Genomic DNA, 16,649 nt, shown 5'->3' on the forward strand with positions numbered 1-16,649 from the left:
ACGCGGCGCCCACAACCAGGACGGGCACGCCGATTCAGACCTTCCGGGTCAGGGCAGCCTCCCCACCCGGGAGGCTGCCCTGTCGACTGCCCGGGGTTCAGCCGATGTCGCGGCGCTGGAAGGTGGTCACCGCGGTGGCCAGCAGCAGGACGCAGCCTGCCGCGAGGGCGAGCATGCCCAGCAGGACCGGTCCGGTCCAGCCTGCTTCCAGTGGCTGGGAGCCGAAGGCCCAGTGGAACGGGCTGAGCAGGCCGAGCAGCGTGGTGTCCACCAGCGGCGTCAGGCCGCTGAGCAGGAAACCGCCGAGCGCGACCCCGGTGCCCACCCCCAGGGCCAAGCCCGAGGAGCCGCTGGCCGCGCCCACGGCGAGGGTGAGCAGGCCGTGCAGCACGCCGAGCAGCGCCAGGGCCACCGTGCCCGCCAGCAGACGGGCAACGGGGATGTCCAGGCCGGTGGGTTCGCGCAGGGCCACCAGCACCACGCCGACCGCACCGGAGACCAGGAAGACTTCGGCGAGCACCGCCAGCGCGTGCGCCGTGAGCACCTGCCTCCGGCGGACCGGCCCGGCCAGGGACATCGCCAGCACGCCGGAGCGCTCGAAGGTCCACGGCAGCGCTCCCGCGCCGATCGCGGTGATCATGACCAGCAGCGGGGCGATCTTGGTGAAGATCTGCGAGGAGACGTAGCCGGCCGGGGTGACCATGTCCGTGCCGAAGAAGGCGGTCAGTTGCGGGGGCAGCGCGGCGGTGAGCGCGCCGAGCTGGTCTCGCAGCGAGGGGTACATCGCCAGTGCGAGGGTGCACATCGTGATCGCGCCCACGGTGAGGCCGAGCACGGTGTGGCGGCGTTCGCCCATTGCCCGCCGGAACAGTTCCGGGATCACGCCGGCGGCGTTCACCGGGTCACCTCCGCCGCGGGACCGTAGTAGCGCAGGAACACGTCTTCGAGTTCGGTCTCCGGTGTGCGTAAGGCCAGCACACGGTAGGCGCCGAGGATGCTGACCACCTCGGTGACCGGTCCCTCGACGGCGAAGCGCACCTCCGCGCCCGCACTGTCCACATGGAACACCGAAGGCAGGGAGCGCGTTTGGTCGGTGAAGGCGACCGCGTCGGCGTGCTCGGCGAAGGTGACCTCGAAGCGGTGGAGTGCCCGCCCGAGTAGCACGTCGGTGCGGGCGCAGGCCACCAGACGGCCCGCGCGCATGATGGCCACCCGGTCGGCGACCCGTTCGACCTCCGGCAAGGTGTGCGAGGAAAGCAGGATCCCGGCTCCCGTCGCGCGGAGTTCGTCGATGATGGTGTGGAACTCCTTCTGCACCAGCGGGTCCAGGCCGCTGATCGGCTCGTCCAGCACAGCCAGCCGGGGCGAGTGGGCCAGTGCGGCGATGATGCCGATCTTGCGCTTGTTCCCCGAGGACAGCGTCCGCAGTGGACGGTGCAGCTCGACATCAAGCCGCTCCGCCAGCTCGTGCGCCCTGGCCTGGTGCGGGCCGGGCGCGAGTTGGCGCAGCGCGCGGAGGTGGTCGAGGTTGGCCAGGCCGGTGAGCCTGGGGTGCAGCGCGAACTCCGCGGGCAGGAACCCCAACTCGTGATGTGCCTGTGGCGCCTGGGACCAGGCGTCGTGCCCGAGCACGCTGGCTCGTCCGGCCGTGGGCCTGGCCAGTCCCAGCAGCATGCGGATCGTGGTGGTCTTGCCCGCGCCGTTGGGGCCGAGGAAACCCAGGATCTCACCCGGTGCGAGTTCGAGGTCCAGGTCTTCGACCGCGGTCAACGCGCCGAAGCGTTTGGTCAGGTGGTGTGTGCGCACCAGAGGGTCGCTCATGGCATACCCGCCCGCCTTCGTCCGTCACTACGGTCGGCTCCGGGCGGAGCGGACCGTGCCGACCAGGCTTCCCGGCACACCGGTGACCACCTTGCCCTACGCGGAGTGCCGCGGGCAATTGGCGCTCGCCGCCGACCGCCCGCGCGCTGCTTGCGAATCGATAACGGCCCTGCCTGGCCGATCCTTACGCCGTCTTGACAGGTGAGCGCTCGACGCCGTGCTGAACAAGTGTTTAGTATCCTGTTCATGCGTTCAGTCGAGGATCTCACCGCGCGGGCCCGGATCCGGGATGCCGCGCTGGCCCGCTTCGGCACCGACGGCGTCGCGGGCACGGGCGTGCGCGCGGTGGCCGCCGATGCCGGGGTCTCACCCGCGTTGGTGCTGCACCACTTCGGTTCCAAGGACGGATTGCGGCAGGCCTGCGACGAGCAGGTGCTCGCCCTTATCCGCGCCGACGGCGAGGACACCGACCCGTCCGATCTCGGCGCGCTCGCGGACATGCTGGAGTCGGCGACTCCGGTGCGCCGCTACCTCGGCCGGGCCCTGCTGGACGGCTCACCCGCCGCGGCCACCGTGTTCGCCGAGATCGTCGAGCGCACCGAGCGGTGGCTGGCCGACGGTGCGGCGCAGGGCTGGGTGCGGCCGACCGAGGACGTGCGGGCGCGGGCGGTGACCTACGTGTCCTGGCTGCTGGCCCCTTTGGTGCTGGGTGAGCAGGTGGGCAGGCTGCTCGGCGGTGATGTCGCCGAGACCGCGACCTCGGTGCGCGGGGCGCGGGCCGGGCTGGAGATGCTGACCCACGGGTTGTTCGCCGATGACCGGTGGCTGGCGGCGTTCACCTCGGTGGCCCGGCAGGGGCGGGGCCGGTGAAGGCTTTTCTGGTCACCCACGGCACCCGGGGCGACGTGCAGCCCTTCCTCGCCCTGGCGGTCGCGTTGCGCGCGGCCGGGCACCAGGCGCGGCTGGCCGCGCCGGCTTCCTTCGCCACGCAGGCGGCTGAGTACGGCGTGGATTTCGTGCCGCTGGATGAGGGGCCGAACCGCCTGCTGACGGATCCGGCGGCACGGGAGGCCATCGAGACCGGCTACCGGGGAGTGCGGGGCAAGATCAGCGCGTTGCGGACCCTGCGCCGGATCAAGCCGCTGATGTCGGCGGTGCTGCGCGATCTCGGCAAGGCCGCGTGGCGGGAAGCCGATGTGGTGGTGCATTCGCCGTCGCTGCCCGCCCAGCACGTGGCCGAACTCCTCAGCGTGCCCGCCGTGCTGGCGACCCTGCAACCCGGCTGGGTGCCGACTTCGCTGTTTCCGTGCCCGATGGTGCCGCTGCCCCGGCTGCCCACCGCCTTCAACCGGGCCACCTACCTTGCGGTCGCGGGCACGCTGCGCGCCCACGCCGGAGTGGCCAACGCCTGGCGTACCGGGCAGTTGGGCCTGCCCGTACGGCGCGGTGGGCATGACGTGCTGCACGAGCCCGGCGGAGCGGATCGTCTTGTTCTGCAAGCGTTCAGCCCGCACGTGACGCGGATCGACCCGGCGTGGCCGGATTCGGTGCGCACCACCGGGTTCTGGTACCTGCCCACCGCCGAGGACTGGACACCGCCACCACGGCTGCGCCAGTTCCTCGACGAGGGCCCGCCGCCGGTCTACCTCGGTTTCGGCAGCATGGCCGGTCAGGCCGACCGGACCGGGGCAGTCGTGGCCGAGGCGGTGCGCCGGGCCGGGGTCCGCGCGGTGCTGGCCACCGGGTGGGGTGGCATCGCCGCGGTCGAGGACTCGCCCGGGGTGCTGGTGATCGAGGCGGCGCCGCACGACTGGTTGTTCCCGCGGCTGGCCGCGACGGTGCACCACGGTGGCGGCGGGACCACCGGGGCGGCGCTGGCCGCGGGCCGCCCGCAAGTGGTGTGCCCGTTCGTGGCCGACCAGCCGCACTGGGCGCAGCGGATGCACGCCGTCGGCGTGGCCCCGGCCCCGGTGCCCCAGCAGCGACTCACCGCCGAGTGCCTGGCCACCGCGATCACCGCAGCCGTCGGTGACGCGGACCTGGCCCGGCGGGCCGAGGAGCTGAGCCGGGTGGTCCGCGCCGAGGACGGCGTCACTGCGGCGATGCGAGCACTGGAAGAACACCTTGCCCGCAAGGCAAAGCAGAAGTAGAAGAATCCACAATGGACATCGCGGGAGCTGTCGCCCACCCGCCAGCGCGTGTTCAGAGCCTGGTTCGAGACCGTGAAAGCGTTGTGCGCCAAGTGTTGAAGCTGGCTTCTTCAGATCAGGCGTGGCGCTGATGGCGCTACGTTGAGCACACCCGCTTCGCCAACTGGGAGCAGGTCGCCCCGGTGGACACCACCGGGGCCGCCGACGTCACGCCCATCTGCACGCCGAAACAGTTGACCAGGAAAGGAAACGAGCCGCGCTCGTTGAGGAGTTACCTAGCCTTCAGGCGATATCGGCACACATACCGATGTTCTTGCGCGCCCGTTCCGCTGTACTGCCCCCCGGGGGATGACCACGGAGGGGGACATGGCCGGATCGGAATTCGCGCCCCGGCGCAGGCGGATGTTCTTGTTCGGCGGCACCGGCCTGGTGCTGGCGCTGGTGGCCGGACTTACGGTGTGGCTGGCCTGGCCCACGCCGCCACGGGACCGGTCGGCGTTCGAGCAGGCGGTGGCCGCCCTCGCCGAGGCCCGAGGGGTGCGCTACACCGACACCACCATCACCGGTCAGAAACGGGACATCACCACCACCGAGTTCGGGGCGCAGTTCGGCGTCACCGGGCACGCGGGCCTGGAAAACCTCGACCAGGGCGTCCTGACCGTGGACGACAAGGTCTACACCAAGTTCAAGAACAACACCGACAGCAAACTGGGCAAGTGGACGGCGGACCAGGCCGGCCGCGAGCAGATGTCCACCGGCCTGATCGATGAGTTCCCCTCACCCGCCGACCTGGCGGACCGGCTCAGCGGGGCGCTGGCCGAACTGCCGGACCTGCCGAGCACCGCGGACCCTGACCTGCCCGCTCTCACCATCGCCGGGGCACCCGCGCTCCGGGCCGAGACCTCCCTGGGCAGCCTGTACGTGACCAGGACCGCGCCACACCGGGTGTTGCGCCTGGAACCCCAGGGCATGCTGTCCCCGTCTCGGCTCGACGAACTGCGTTCACTGCCCGCCCTGCCGTCGATGCCGGTGCTGCCCTCACTCAAAACGTCACCGGCCTCGGAGTCCCGGGGCATGGACCTGTCCCTGATCGAGGACAGCCAGGCCGCCCAGATGTATGACACCCTCACCGGGCACACCCAGCAGCTCGCTGACGCGGTGGACGGCGGCATCAACTTCTCGCTCACCACCTCGGCACAGTTCGACTGCAGCGCCGCGGGCTGCACCGTACAGGCCTCGTTCACCGGAACCGTCTCGTCCAAGGCTCGCACCCGCCTGGCCAGCGGCGGCCAGGTCACCGCCAGGATGACGGTCACCAACGTGACCATCGACGGTCGCCCCGCAGGTGGCTGCGTCAGCTCGCCCGTCACGATCTCGATCACAGGTGACGTCGCCACCGGCCAACTGTCCTGTGTGGACGTTGAAGCCGGTCCCGTCTTCGCCGCGGTCTCCGCGGCGAAGAAGGCGAAAGCCCAGCAACAGGCCAACGCCACCGGCCGCGACGTCACCCTGCGGTTCTCCTCCAGGGGACAGGTCGAGATTGACGCGGTGGCGATCAGCCCGGCGGATGTCACGCGGATCCTCGATGACCAGAAGCGGCAACGCAACGCCGAACCGTGCCGGGACAACAGCTTCACCGCCGCCGCCGTGGTGATGAGCGATGGCGCCCGCAGGCCGATCAACCGGGTCCAGGTCGGGGAAGCGGTGCTGGCAACCGATCCCGAGACCGGGGCGACCGAGGCCCAGCCGGTCACCGACGTGATCATCGGGCAGGGCGCCAAGAAGCTCGTCACGATCGATCTCGCCGATCGCGACGGGCGGATCGGCAGTCTCGAAGCCACCGAGGGGCATCCGTTCTGGGTCGAGGGGCTCGGTCGCTGGGTTGAGGCCAAGGGCCTCCAGCCCAACGCCCGGCTCCGGCTGCCCGACGGCCACTACGTCACCGTCACTGCCACCCATCCCTGGGTCGCCGACCGCGAGGTCTACAACCTCACGGTCTCCGGCCCGCACACCTATTACGCGGCATCCGGGGACTTCGCGGTCCTGGTGCACAATGCCGGTCGGGCCAGTTGTGCCCTCGGTCAGGCAGGTGAAGCTGCCGTCTCCGCCGCGCGAGGCGGCGAGCCGAAGAACACGCTCGTCCTGACGAACACACTCAGCGGACGCAGCCGGATACCGGACTTCCTCAACTACGGCAAGGGTGAACTCGGCGAGGCCAAGAACGCCTCCTACGTCTACCTGTCCTCGCAGCTCAGAGACTATCTCGACCACGCCAAGCAACACTCGCTGAAGATGATCCTGTACGTTCGGAACAACGGGCGAACGACGCTGTCCGGGCCATTGGACAAGCTGCGACAGCAGGGAATCATCGACGTGCAGGACATCATTCCGTGACTGGCAAACACCGTGATCTCGTCGAGTGGATCGCCAACGATCCCGCGGTCCGCGCGCGGGTGGAAGCCGGACTCGCCGACGATCCGGTGATCCAGGAGGGCCGACGGCGGTATGCCGAGGCCGCACAGCCCATCCTGGAACAGATCCAGCCGCTGGTGCCGGACCTGGACCTCATTAACCACCAGCTGGCCGGAATCGGTGATCTCTACCGGATCCACGTCTTCTTCCTCGATGCGCAGGGCAACGAGATCTCCCGTCGCCCCATCGACTACCGGGCGGTGGTACCGGTGTTGCTGGACTGGCTCCCCAGGGTGCGGCATGCCCACGTGGCCGAGGAGATCGTCATCGCGCTGCAGAAACCCTTCGCCAAGAAGCAGGCACACCGGGAGATGCTGCGCCTGTTCCGCGATCCTCCCCGGGTGAGCCATCCGCTACGCCCGGAGAACGCGGAGTTCTTCCGGGAACAACTGCGGTGGCGGATCGGCGAAGCGCTCGGCAAGTTCGCCGGCCCGGCGGTCGCCGCGGAGATGGTCGAACTCGCGCTGGATCGCTCCTACGGTGCGGCGCGTACCCAGATCGTGAACCCCGGGCTCGCCAAGACCAAGGATCCACGGGTCCCCGGAATCCTGCTCGAACTCCTGGCTGACCCCACCGTCGCGCCCGCCGCGGCGCAGGGCCTGGGGCGCCTCCGTCACGCCCCCGCTCGCGGCCATCTGGAGAAAGCACTGCACGGCCCGGACGAGAACGTCCGCCGTCAGGCCAAGCAGGCACTGAAACGCCTGATCTGACCGGCAGACCGGTCACGGCGCGTCGCGGTGTCAGCGTCTGCCGTCCGGCGACGGTGTCGGCCAGCGAGGCAGTTGGAGGATCCAGCTTTAACCTTTGGCGCACAACGCGTTCTCGGTTTCGAACCAGGCTCTCAACTCTCGTCGCGGGCCTTCTCTCACGCCGAGCGGCGCAGCAGGCGCAGGCCGTTGACGGCGACCAGCACGGTGGAGCCCTCGTGCCCGGCCACGCCCAGCGGCAACGGGAGCGTGCCGAACAGGTCCCAGGCGACCAGGCCGGCGATGCAGACCGAGGCGATCACCAGGTTGGCCAGCACCACGCGCCGGGCCCGGCGGGCCAGCGCGATGGCGGCCGGGACGGCGGTGAGGTCGTCGCCGACGATGACGATATCGGCGGTGTGCAGGGTCAGGTCCGAGCCCACCCCGCCCAGGGCGATGCCGGTGTGCGCGGCGGCCAGGGCGGGCGCGTCGTTGACGCCGTCGCCGACCATGGCCACCCGGTGCCCGGTGGCGGCCAGTTCGGTGACCGCGGTGACCTTGTCCTGCGGCAGCAGTCCGGCGCGGATATCGCTGATGCCGACGCGGCCGGCCAGGTGCGTGGCGGTGCGTGCGTTGTCGCCGGTGAGCAGCATCGGTGTGGCGCCGGTGATCCGGGCTGAGCTGGTGGTGACGCGAGCGGCTTCCGGGCAGGGCTGGTCGGTCAGGCCCAGCACACCGATCGGCCTGCCGTCCCGGTGAATCTCGACCACCGTGTCGCCGCGCTCGCGGAGTTCGGCGCCTTGCTGCGGGGAGGCCGAGGTGATCTCCACGCGGGTGTTCCCGATCAGGGCGGTGATTCCCCGGCCCGGCCGGGCGGCGAAGTCGGTGACCGGGAACAGGTCGAGACCGCGGTCGCGGGCGGCGCGCACGATCGCGGCGCCGAGCGGGTGTTCGCTGGGGGTCTCGGCGGAGGCGGCCAGGCGCAGCACCTCCTCCTCGGTCACGCCTGGCGCCGGGAGGACGGAGGTGAGCTGGGGTGCGCCGGTGGTGAGGGTGCCGGTTTTGTCGAAGGCCACCAGAGTGGTCGCGGCGAGGCGTTCCAGGGCCACCGCGGATTTGACGAGCACGCCGTGCCGCCCGGCGTTGGCGATGGCGGCCAGCAGCGGGGGCATAGTGGCCAGCACCAGCGCGCACGGGGAAGCCACGATCATGAAGGTCATCGCCCGCAGCAGGGCGTCCTCCACGTTGGTGCCCCACAGCAGCGGGATGGTGAACAGAGCGATCGTGGCCGCGACCATGGCCACCGAGTAGCGCTGCTCGACCTTCTCGATGAACAGCTGGGTGCGCGCCTTGGTGCGGCCGGCTTGCTCGACCAGACCGGCGATGCGGGCGACCACGGAGTCCTCCGCGCGGCGGCCGACCCGCACGGTGAGCGCGCCGGTGCCGTTGCGGGTGCCCGCGAAGACCTCGTCGCCGGTCAGCTTCGCCACGGGCAGGCCCTCGCCGGTGATGGTGGCCTGATCGACGTCGCTGGCTCCGTGCACGACCAGGCCGTCGGCGGGCACGCGTTCGCCGGGGCGCACCAGGACGAGGTCGCCGACAGCCAGGTCGATCACCGGCACGGCGTGCTCGTCCCGGTCGCGCAGGCGGGTCGCGGTGTCCGGGGCGAGGTCGAGCAGACCGCGCACGGAGTCCTCGGTGCGCGCGGTGGCGACGGCCTCCAGTGCGCCGGAGGCGGCGAAGATGACGATGAGCAGCCCGCCGTCGGTGACCTGGCCGATGGCCGCCGCGCTGCTGCTCGTGCTCACCCCCACCGGCTGTTCTGGGGCACCGCGGCCGGGTTCATCGCCTCGGCCCTGCTGGTGGTCAGCGTGAGCCTGCCCCAACCCGCGCCGCCGGAGCAGGAGCGGGAGAAGGTGTTCGCGCGCACCACCAAGGGACTGCGGGTCTATCTGGCCACCCCGCGGCTGCGGGCGCTGCTGGGCCTCAACCTCACCGCCGCGGCCGCCGGGGCGATGGTGCTGGTCAACACCGTGGTCATCGTCCGGGACGGCACCGGCGGATCGGATGCGGAGGTGGCGGTGACCCTGAGCGCCTACGGTCTGGGCTCGGTGCTGGCCGCACTGCTGCTCATCCGGCTGCTCCAGCGGCTGGGCGACCGGACGCTGATGATCTTGGGCGGCCTGCTGCTGACCGGGGTGCTGGCACTGACCGGGGTCGCCTTCGCCGCCCAGCCGTCCTGGCCGCTGGTGCTGATCGCCTGGGTGCTGCTGGGGGTCGGTACGGCGGTGGTGCAGACCCCGGCGGGGCGACTCGTCCGCCGCTCGGCCCGCGCCGGGGACTGGCCGGTGCTCTTCGCCGCCCAGTTCACCCTCTCCCACGCGGCCTGGCTGCTCGCCTACCTGGTGGCGGGCACCGTCGGCGCCCACGCGGGCCTGGCGGTGGCGCTGTTCGCGCTGGCCGCCCTCGCCGGGGCCGGGATGCTCTGGTCACAGCGGGTGTGGCCGAGGCAGGATGACGGCCCACTGGAACACCTGCACGACGACCTCGACCCCGGCGACCCGCACCTGCGCGACGCCGTCCCCGCCCGCGGCGGCTGGCGGCACAGCCACACCGTGCTCATCGACCGCATCCACCCGAAGTGGCCAACCTGAGGAGCCCCGTGCCCCACTCCAGTTCCCGTGCCACCCGGCTGCGCCGCACGCTGACCGGGTTGCTCGTGGCCGGCGTCGCGTTGCTGGGCGGCACCGGTATCGCCTCGGCCGACGCCGTCCTCAAGGCCAGCGACCCACCCGAGGGCGCCACCCTGGCCACCCCGCCCGCCGCGGTGTCGCTGACCTTCAACCAGCAAGTCAACGCCAAGTTCCTCACCGTCAAGGTCACCGACCCGGCCGGCAAGGAAGTCAACAACGGCGCGCCCACCGCCACCGGCCCGGTCGTCACCCAACAGATCCAGGCGCTGACCGTGCCCGGCGCCTACACCATCGTCTACCGCGTGGTCTCCGCCGACGGCCACCCGGTCAGCGGCAAGCGCACCTTCACCCTGGCCCCGCCCGCCGCCACGGCCGCCGAACCCAGCAGCTTGCAGGCCAGCAGCGCCGCACCCACCAGCCCAGCCGCCCCACCCACGCCCGCGGCATCCCAGGACAACTCCGGCGACTCCGGCTTCCCGGTGTGGCCGCTGTTGCTCGGCGTTGCGGTCCTGCTGCTGGGCGGCGTGGCGTTCGTGCTGCTGCGCAACCGGCCGGACAGCTCCACCAAGAAGTGATCGGCTGAGATGATCCACCGCTGGTAGCTCGAACCACGACCGCGAGGTCTGCCGCTGAGCACCGGGCGCCTGCCCCTGGCCACGTCGCCGCTCCTGGCGGGTCCGGCGACGGGAGACCAGCAGCGCGCCCAGCAGCACACCGGCCAGGCCACCGAGGACGTTGGCCGTGTAGTCCGGAAAGCTGCACAACCGGCCCGGCACCCACACCTGGACCACCTCGATCACCGCGGGCAGGACCAGCGTCGCCACCACCGCCCAACCCGGGCGGGCGGTGGCCAGCACCGCCATGAGACCGAACGGCACCAGCAGCACCAGGTTGAGCTTGCCCTCCATCGAGTCACCCAGGTGCACCAGCACATCCAGCACCTCGGCCGCTCCGTCCGGCGCACAGGCGACCAGCCCGGCCCGCGACCGCTGCACACCAGGCCCCAGGGTGAGGGAGAAGACCAGAACCGTGCTGATCAACAGCCCGGCGGCGGCGCCTGGGCGCCAGTCGGTGTGCCGGCGCAGCAGCAGCCACACCGGAACGCTCACCAGCGCGCCCAGCACCAGCAGCAGGACGGTCCACCAGGACAACGGAAGATACGCGCCACGGATCGTCACCCTCGCCCCAGCTCAGTTCGGCGGGGCGAGCGGCCACCGCGCGCCCGCGGCATCCCCCGGGCGAGGTCGCGGACCTGTTCCGTGTCCTGGGCGAAGCCGACCTCCACCGGATCGACGGCCGGCGCGGTTGCGATCAAGACCACCTGGCTTCCAGGAATGGGGCACCTGCTTGCGGAAGCAGCCCGCACCTGACAGGAGACCATGCCGCGCCAACCTAGCGGGGCGGAGCCAGGAGGAAGCCGAGCACGCTCTCGGCCAGCCGGGTCTCCACCGCGTCCGGATCGGGCGCGGTGGCCTGCCGGAATCGCTGGGATGCCACCAGGGACAACAGCCACCAGGCCGCGGCCTCGGTGTCCAGGTCCGCGCGCAGCTCACCGCCGGCCCGGCCGCGATCGAGCAGATCAGCGACCAGGACGGCGAAGCGCTGGGTGGCCTCCCTGGCCGCGGTCTCCACCTCGGGCTCACCGGAGACCGCGGCGGCCTCGGCGAAGATCGCGCCCACCGTGCCCGCGCTGTGCACGCTCCGCAGATGCCCGGGATCCAGCATCGTGCGCAGCAATCCGGCGACCGGGACCGGGCTGGCGATCAGCTGTTCGAGCAGACCGCACACGTCCCCGGCGGCGTGGCGCACCACGGCGGCGAACAGGCTCGCCTTGGTGCCGAAGTTCTGGAACACCACCGGCTCGCTCACCCCCAGCCGCCGCGCGACCTCCGCGGTGCGGCCGCGCTGGTAGCCGAGTTCGGCGAAGACCTCGGTGGCCGCGGCCAGGATCGACTCCCGCCGGTCCCGCGCACCCATCCGCCGCTGCCGTGCCCGCACCTCGCTCACCCGGCCATCGTAGAACCCTTGCCCCGGAACTTAGTGACGACTAAGTTAGCCCGCGCAGTAACTTAGTCGTCACTAAGTTAGGAGTGGTCATGACACTGGGACAGTGGCTGCACGGCAAGCCGCGGCCGGACGCGCCGGGCGCGATCAGGCGCGCCCGCGCCTACGAGCTGTTCTCCGCGGTGTCCTTCGCCGGTCGCCGGCGACGGATATTCGGCCGCCTGGTCACGCTCGCGGGAGTCGCACCCGGCGACCGGGTACTCGACCTCGGATGCGGGCCGGGTTACCTGACCGCTCTGGCCGCACGGGCCGCCGCGCCCGGCGGGCACGCGCTGGGTATCGACCCGTCCGGTCCCATGATCGAGCAGGCGCGGCGGCTGCGGGCCGGCGTCCGCTGCTCGTTCGAGCTGGGACGCGCGGAGGCGATCGAGGCGCCGGAGGGCAGCGTCGACGTCGTGTTGTCCAGCCTGGCGATCCATCACATCCCGGAAGGGGTGCGGGGCGCCGCCTTCGCCGAGATGTACCGGGTGCTGCGTCCGGGTGGCCGGTTGCTGATCGCCGATTTCCGCCCGCCCCGCGGCAGGCTGGGCCGGCACCTGGTCGGTGCCACGGCGGGCGAGGTGATGCGGGACAACCCCGTCGAGCGGATCGCGCCCATGGCCACCACCGCGGGCTTCGAGTCGGTGACCACCAGTCGGGTGGGCGTGTTCCTGCACTGCGTGCGCGCGATCAAGCCGGACCGCTGACCGTGCGGGCGCCAGTGGGGAGGGGGTTGGCACGGAGGTCGTGATCACTCGATAGGTTGATCACGGTTGTGTGGATCTTCTTAGGTGGGGGGCTGGCTGTGGGTGGGCGCGAGCGCGTGCGGGCGATCGTGGACGCGACGCTGTTCCAAAAGGTGATCACCGCGGTGATCCTGGTCAACGCGGTCGTGCTGGGCTGTGAGACCTCACCGGCGCTGGTGGCCGAGTACGGGCAGGTGCTGCACGCGATCGATCGGGCGGTGCTGGCCATCTTCGTGGTGGAACTGGCCGCCCGCATGTACGCCTACGGCACTGCCTTCTTCCGCGACCCGTGGAACTGGTTCGACACCGTCATCGTGGTCATCGCGCTGCTGCCCACCTCCGGCGCCTTCTCGGTACTGCGGGCGCTGCGGATTCTTCGTGCGCTGCGGCTGATCTCGGTGGTGCCGAGCATGCGCCGGGTGGTCTCGGCGCTGCTGCGCGCCCTGCCCGGGATGGCCTCGATCGGCGCGCTGATCGTGCTGGTGCTCTACGTCTCGGCGGTGATGGCCACCAAGCTGTTCAGCGTGGCCTCGCCGGAGTACTTCGGCGACCTGGGCGACTCCCTGTTCACCCTGTTCCAGGTGATGACCGGCGAGGCATGGTCGGAGGTAGCCCGCAGCGTGATGCGGGAACAACCGCTGGCGTGGATCTTCTTCGTCACCTACATCGTGATCACCACCTTCACCGTGCTCAACCTGTTCATCGCCGTGGCCGTCAGCGCGATGGACGCCCAGGTCTCGGAGGAGACCGGCCAGCGTGCGCCTGACCAGGCCGAGGTGAACGTCGTGGTGCTGGCCGAACTGCGGGAACTCCGCGCCGAGGTCCGGGCGCTGCGCGCCGCCGAGCCGCAGCCGCGCTGGGCGGAGCGCCCCCGCTAGTCCGGTGCGGGTGCTCGCGGCCCGGGACCTACGGTAGGGGCCCACACCTGCCGGAAGGGGTCGCACCGCGGCGATGGACGGCTATGGGTTCAATCTGGCGCTGGTCGGCTTCCTGATCCTGGTCAACGCGTTGTTCGCGGGCAGTGAGATCGCGCTGATCTCGCTGCGCGAGGGCCAGCTCCGCAACCTGGAGCGCCAAGGCGGACGCACCGCCAGAGTGCTGGTCCGGCTGGCCAGGGACCCCAACCGGTTCCTGGCCGCGATCCAGCTCGCGATCACCCTCTCCGGCGCACTGGCCTCGGCCACCGCCGCGGTCACCCTGGCCCAGCCGCTGATCCCGGCGTTCACCTTCGCCCGGGGAGGCGGCCGTGCCGCTGGCGGTGGCCACGGTGACGCTGATCCTGACCTTCTTCACCCTGGTCTTCGGCGAACTCGCCCCCAAACGACTGGCCATGCAGTACTCCCAGCGCTGGGCGCTGCTGGTGGCCCGGCCCCTCGATCTGGTCTCCACGATCACCCGCCCGGCGATCTGGGCGCTGGGCAAGTCCACCAACGTCGTGGTGCGGCTCTTCGGCGGCAACCCCGACGCCGACAAGGAACAGCTCACCCCCGAGGAACTGCACGACCTGGTGGCCGGGCACCGTGGCCTCAACGCCGAACAGCGGATGATCATCACCGGTGCGCTGGAGATCCACGAGCGGATGCTGCGCCACGTGCTGGTCCCGCGCCGCGAGGTCTTCACCGTCCCGGTCACCGCCACGCGATGATCTTGCTGATATGCCTGGCCTGGACCGGGGAACCCTCGCGATGCTGTTCTTGGCGGTCATGGCGAGTCAGCAAGACCCGCCATGCGAAGCGCGGCTGCGAATCGCCCTGTGGTGAACAGCAGCGAGTTCGGGGAGAGGCTGTAGGTCTGGCCGACGATGCCAAGGAGCACGTCGATCCAGCTGCGGAGGTCCCCCGTCGCGGTCTTGTCCACCGTGGGCTGGTTGGCAGCGACCAGGTCGTCGAGTTCGGCCTGCATGCGGCCGGTCCGGGCCTCCTGCACAAGCGAGGAGGGCAACGGCGAGCGCTCCTGCCCTTGGAGAGGCTTGATCGCGCGGTACAGACGGTCTTCCAGCGGGTCGATCTTGCTGGGTGCCAGGTTCAACGCGGTGGTGATGCTGTGGGTGAGGGTCGTGGCCAGCGCTTGGGTGATGTCGTCGGAGTCCACCAGACACCCCCGGTCTCGGCGCGGTTGGCCTGTCGAGGGTAGCTGGCAGGGGGGTGGGGCGCCGCCCGCCACCGCAGCCCCGGCAAGCAGGGCTGGTAGTCACAGGCGGCGTCCCAGAATGGAGCTGTTCCTGGTCGAGACAGCAGAGCGTGGTCAGGGGCCGAGGGGGTCTGGTTGCCAGCCGTCGACCTGTGGGTCCAGGGGGACCCACATTTCCCGCGCGACCACCAGCGTGCCGTCGGTGTGCTCGGTGGCTGGTGGGGAGACCACGTAGCTGGGCAGCAACCACAGCCGGGCCGCGTGCTCGGCCGCCGGGTCCACCGACGGCTCCTCGACCTGGTCGACCGCGGCCTGTTCGTGGGCGGGTGCCGGGTCGCCGGGGAACTCGAACTTGCCGCCGACGAAGCGCAGCGGTAGCTGGCGGGTGGCCACTGAGCGGCCGGAGACCCGCAACACCGCCTGCTCCGGTGGGTGAATCCGGCCTTCGTGATCGCGGGCGAGCATGCAGAACACGCTGGCCGTCTCGAATGTCGAACGCGCCCCGTTGACCTCGGTCGGCGCCGGCGGTTCCAGCGGCGGCCGGTGGGTTTGGCCGGTGCGGAGGTCGGTGGTGACCTTGGGGATGGGTTCGCGGCGGGCGTTGACCTGTTCGCACACCATGACGTTGCTGGGCAGTCCGGCCAGCTCGGTGAACTGGCGGCCGCCCAGGCCGAACCAGCCGGGGTCGAAGACCCGGAGGCTGGTGTCGGCACCGCGGATGAACTCCTCGCACACGGTGAAGTCGTTGCCCGCGGCCAGCATGGAGGTCAGGTAGTCGACGAAAACCCCTGCCAGCCAGCAGTCCGCCACGGGAAGGCCGTGCTGCTCGGACCAGCGAAGGTTGGCCACGGCGAAACGGCGGATCTCGGCCTTGAACGCGGCCAGCCGCTTGTCCGGGTCGCTGCCGGTGCGGGCGAAGAACTCCTTGCCGAACAGCAGGAACCTCGGCCGTCCGAGCGGGGTGGGGCTGAAAATCTGCTCGGGGTCGGGCAGGTACTGCTGGATCCGGGCCAGGAGTTCGGCGCGGGTCATCTCGGTGCAGAAGAACACCACCTGGGACTCCGGGGCGACCGTGCCGGCCGAGCCGACCAGGCGGCTGGCCCACCAGCAGGCCAGGGCGGTCTTGCCCACCTTGGTCCTGGCTCCCAACAGCACCAGTTCGCCCTGCCAGTCGGCGCGTTGGTGAAGCAGGACGTCCAGCTCCGGGTGGACGGGGAAGCCGCGGCCGGTGCCGTGGACTTCCATTTCCCGCCGCAGGATCTCCGCGGCGTGTTCGGCGTAGGGGTTGGCGGCGACCCACTGGTCGTCGTCGGTGCGCACCAGGTCAAGCAGCTCGTGCACGGACTCGGCGGCACGGTCGTTGTCGCCGGAACGGTAGTGGTGGGCGATGGCGCGGATCAGGGTGTCGAAGCGGCGATGCCGGGCGCCGCGGCTGACCAGGGCGGCCAGCACTTCCACCTCGTCCGGGCAGGCCGGTAGCTGGGGATGGCGTTGTTCGGCCTCGCTGTCCCAGGCCGCTAGGGCCCGGTCCAGGTGTGGGTGCAGGCCCTGGTCGAGGTTGTAGCGGATGCCGACCGCGGCCAGCTGGGGGTGGGTCGCCCGGATCTCGCGGAGGCGGTCGAAGGCCCGGCCCAGGCCGGGGTCGACGAACTCCTCCACGCCGCGGACCACCAGCCCGGTGCGGCCCTCGGCAAGGGAGGGTTCGCGGACCAGGCAGGCGGCCAGCAGCAGCTCCTCGCGGTCCCCGGATGAATCGGCGTGCATTCGCTGTCTCCGTCTCTTGTGGACGGCCGGGACCGCGGCGCGGCCGGACGGCCACGTCTCTGCTGTGGAGTTGCCAAAGGACAGTCCTGGACCCGCGTGAGGGCCCTTGTCCGGGTAGGTAACGCGTGCCCCGCGTTACCTGGA

The 16,649-nt window shown here is 71.0% G+C and carries 15 protein-coding genes and 2 pseudogenes; 10 read left to right on the forward strand and 7 right to left on the reverse strand.

Annotated features, from left to right (window positions below):
- Nucleotides 1-97: 97 nt before the first annotated feature.
- Both MZC64_RS22545 and MZC64_RS22550 read right to left on the reverse strand, forming a co-directional pair.
- Nucleotides 98-898, reverse strand: coding sequence for a hypothetical protein (locus tag MZC64_RS22545; RefSeq protein ID WP_247758393.1), 801 nt, complete (start codon nucleotides 896-898; stop codon nucleotides 98-100).
- Nucleotides 895-1,821, reverse strand: a complete 927-nt coding sequence (locus MZC64_RS22550) for an ABC transporter ATP-binding protein (RefSeq protein ID WP_247758392.1) — start codon at nucleotides 1,819-1,821, stop codon at nucleotides 895-897. The genes MZC64_RS22545 and MZC64_RS22550 overlap by 4 nt, the downstream gene beginning before the upstream one ends.
- Nucleotides 1,822-2,067: 246 nt before the next feature.
- Between MZC64_RS22550 and MZC64_RS22555 the strand changes: the two genes are divergently transcribed.
- From MZC64_RS22555 to MZC64_RS22570, 4 genes are all read left to right on the forward strand, one after another.
- Nucleotides 2,068-2,691 (forward strand): TetR/AcrR family transcriptional regulator, encoded by a 624-nt coding sequence (locus tag MZC64_RS22555; RefSeq protein WP_247758391.1) that lies wholly within the window; start codon nucleotides 2,068-2,070, stop codon nucleotides 2,689-2,691.
- Nucleotides 2,688-3,971 carry a nucleotide disphospho-sugar-binding domain-containing protein gene (locus MZC64_RS22560; RefSeq protein ID WP_247758390.1) on the forward strand — a complete coding sequence of 428 codons (1,284 nt, stop codon included), beginning with the start codon at nucleotides 2,688-2,690 and terminating at the stop codon, nucleotides 3,969-3,971. The genes MZC64_RS22555 and MZC64_RS22560 overlap by 4 nt, the downstream gene beginning before the upstream one ends.
- 366 nt (nucleotides 3,972-4,337) lie before the next feature.
- Nucleotides 4,338-6,365, forward strand: a complete 2,028-nt coding sequence (locus MZC64_RS22565; protein ID WP_247758389.1) for a polymorphic toxin-type HINT domain-containing protein — start codon at nucleotides 4,338-4,340, stop codon at nucleotides 6,363-6,365.
- Nucleotides 6,362-7,153, forward strand: a complete 792-nt coding sequence (locus MZC64_RS22570; protein WP_247758388.1) for a HEAT repeat domain-containing protein — start codon at nucleotides 6,362-6,364, stop codon at nucleotides 7,151-7,153. The genes MZC64_RS22565 and MZC64_RS22570 overlap by 4 nt, the downstream gene beginning before the upstream one ends.
- A 155-nt stretch (nucleotides 7,154-7,308) precedes the next feature.
- Here MZC64_RS22570 and MZC64_RS22575 read toward each other — a convergent pair whose 3' ends face one another.
- Nucleotides 7,309-8,937: a heavy metal translocating P-type ATPase gene (locus MZC64_RS22575; RefSeq protein ID WP_308301056.1), complete on the reverse strand. Its 1,629-nt coding sequence runs from the start codon at nucleotides 8,935-8,937 to the stop codon at nucleotides 7,309-7,311.
- Between the two features lie 63 nt (nucleotides 8,938-9,000).
- On the opposite strand from MZC64_RS22575, the gene MZC64_RS22580 reads away from it, so the two are divergent.
- Together MZC64_RS22580 and MZC64_RS22585 are read left to right on the forward strand one after the other, a co-directional pair.
- On the forward strand, nucleotides 9,001-9,783 hold the full coding sequence (locus MZC64_RS22580) for an MFS transporter (RefSeq protein WP_247758387.1): 783 nt from the start codon (nucleotides 9,001-9,003) through the stop codon (nucleotides 9,781-9,783).
- A gap of 8 nt (nucleotides 9,784-9,791) precedes the next feature.
- Nucleotides 9,792-10,397: a copper resistance CopC family protein gene (locus MZC64_RS22585; RefSeq protein ID WP_247758386.1), complete on the forward strand. Its 606-nt coding sequence runs from the start codon at nucleotides 9,792-9,794 to the stop codon at nucleotides 10,395-10,397.
- Nucleotides 10,398-10,529: 132 nt separating this feature from the next.
- Here MZC64_RS22585 and MZC64_RS49150 read toward each other — a convergent pair.
- Together MZC64_RS49150 and MZC64_RS22590 are read right to left on the reverse strand one after the other, a co-directional pair.
- Nucleotides 10,530-10,730, reverse strand: a pseudogene (locus tag MZC64_RS49150) (VanZ family protein); the annotation flags it as partial.
- Between the two features lie 484 nt (nucleotides 10,731-11,214).
- The gene (locus MZC64_RS22590) at nucleotides 11,215-11,829 is read right to left on the reverse strand and encodes a TetR/AcrR family transcriptional regulator (protein WP_247758385.1); all 615 of its coding nucleotides are present in this window, start codon (nucleotides 11,827-11,829) and stop codon (nucleotides 11,215-11,217) included.
- Nucleotides 11,830-11,918: 89 nt separating this feature from the next.
- Between MZC64_RS22590 and MZC64_RS22595 the strand changes: the two genes are divergently transcribed.
- The 4 genes and pseudogenes from MZC64_RS22595 to MZC64_RS48770 all read left to right on the forward strand — a co-directional run bounded on the left by MZC64_RS22595 (nucleotide 11,919) and on the right by MZC64_RS48770 (nucleotide 14,256).
- Nucleotides 11,919-12,572: a class I SAM-dependent methyltransferase gene (locus MZC64_RS22595; RefSeq protein WP_247758384.1), complete on the forward strand. Its 654-nt coding sequence runs from the start codon at nucleotides 11,919-11,921 to the stop codon at nucleotides 12,570-12,572.
- Nucleotides 12,573-12,670: 98 nt separating this feature from the next.
- Complete coding sequence (locus MZC64_RS22600; protein WP_247758383.1) at nucleotides 12,671-13,489, forward strand: ion transporter; 819 nt, start codon at nucleotides 12,671-12,673, stop codon at nucleotides 13,487-13,489.
- Between the two features lie 73 nt (nucleotides 13,490-13,562).
- Nucleotides 13,563-13,763: pseudogene (locus tag MZC64_RS48765) on the forward strand (CNNM domain-containing protein); the annotation flags it as partial.
- 94 nt (nucleotides 13,764-13,857) lie between these two features.
- Nucleotides 13,858-14,256, forward strand: coding sequence for a CNNM domain-containing protein (locus MZC64_RS48770; protein WP_308301057.1), 399 nt, complete (start codon nucleotides 13,858-13,860; stop codon nucleotides 14,254-14,256).
- A 56-nt stretch (nucleotides 14,257-14,312) separates the two neighbouring features.
- On the opposite strand, the gene MZC64_RS22610 is transcribed toward MZC64_RS48770, so the two are convergent.
- Nucleotides 14,313-14,702: a hypothetical protein gene (locus tag MZC64_RS22610; RefSeq protein ID WP_247758382.1), complete on the reverse strand. Its 390-nt coding sequence runs from the start codon at nucleotides 14,700-14,702 to the stop codon at nucleotides 14,313-14,315.
- A 153-nt stretch (nucleotides 14,703-14,855) separates the two neighbouring features.
- Nucleotides 14,856-16,505 carry a DnaB-like helicase C-terminal domain-containing protein gene (locus tag MZC64_RS22615; RefSeq protein ID WP_247758381.1) on the reverse strand — a complete coding sequence of 550 codons (1,650 nt, stop codon included), beginning with the start codon at nucleotides 16,503-16,505 and terminating at the stop codon, nucleotides 14,856-14,858.
- Nucleotides 16,506-16,649 lie beyond the last annotated feature (144 nt).

This window comes from Crossiella sp. S99.2 (genome assembly GCF_023094165.1).
GTDB lineage: Bacteria > Actinomycetota > Actinomycetes > Mycobacteriales > Pseudonocardiaceae > Crossiella.

Coding starts and splice junctions, on each gene's coding strand:
- MZC64_RS22550 (WP_247758392.1), bottom strand. CDS start 1,821: ATGAGCGACCCTCTGGTGCGCACACACCACCTGACCAAACGCTTCGGC.
- MZC64_RS22555 (WP_247758391.1), top strand. CDS start 2,068: ATGCGTTCAGTCGAGGATCTCACCGCGCGGGCCCGGATCCGGGATGCC.
- MZC64_RS22565 (WP_247758389.1), top strand. CDS start 4,338: ATGGCCGGATCGGAATTCGCGCCCCGGCGCAGGCGGATGTTCTTGTTC.
- MZC64_RS22595 (WP_247758384.1), top strand. CDS start 11,919: ATGACACTGGGACAGTGGCTGCACGGCAAGCCGCGGCCGGACGCGCCG.
- MZC64_RS22615 (WP_247758381.1), bottom strand. CDS start 16,505: ATGCACGCCGATTCATCCGGGGACCGCGAGGAGCTGCTGCTGGCCGCC.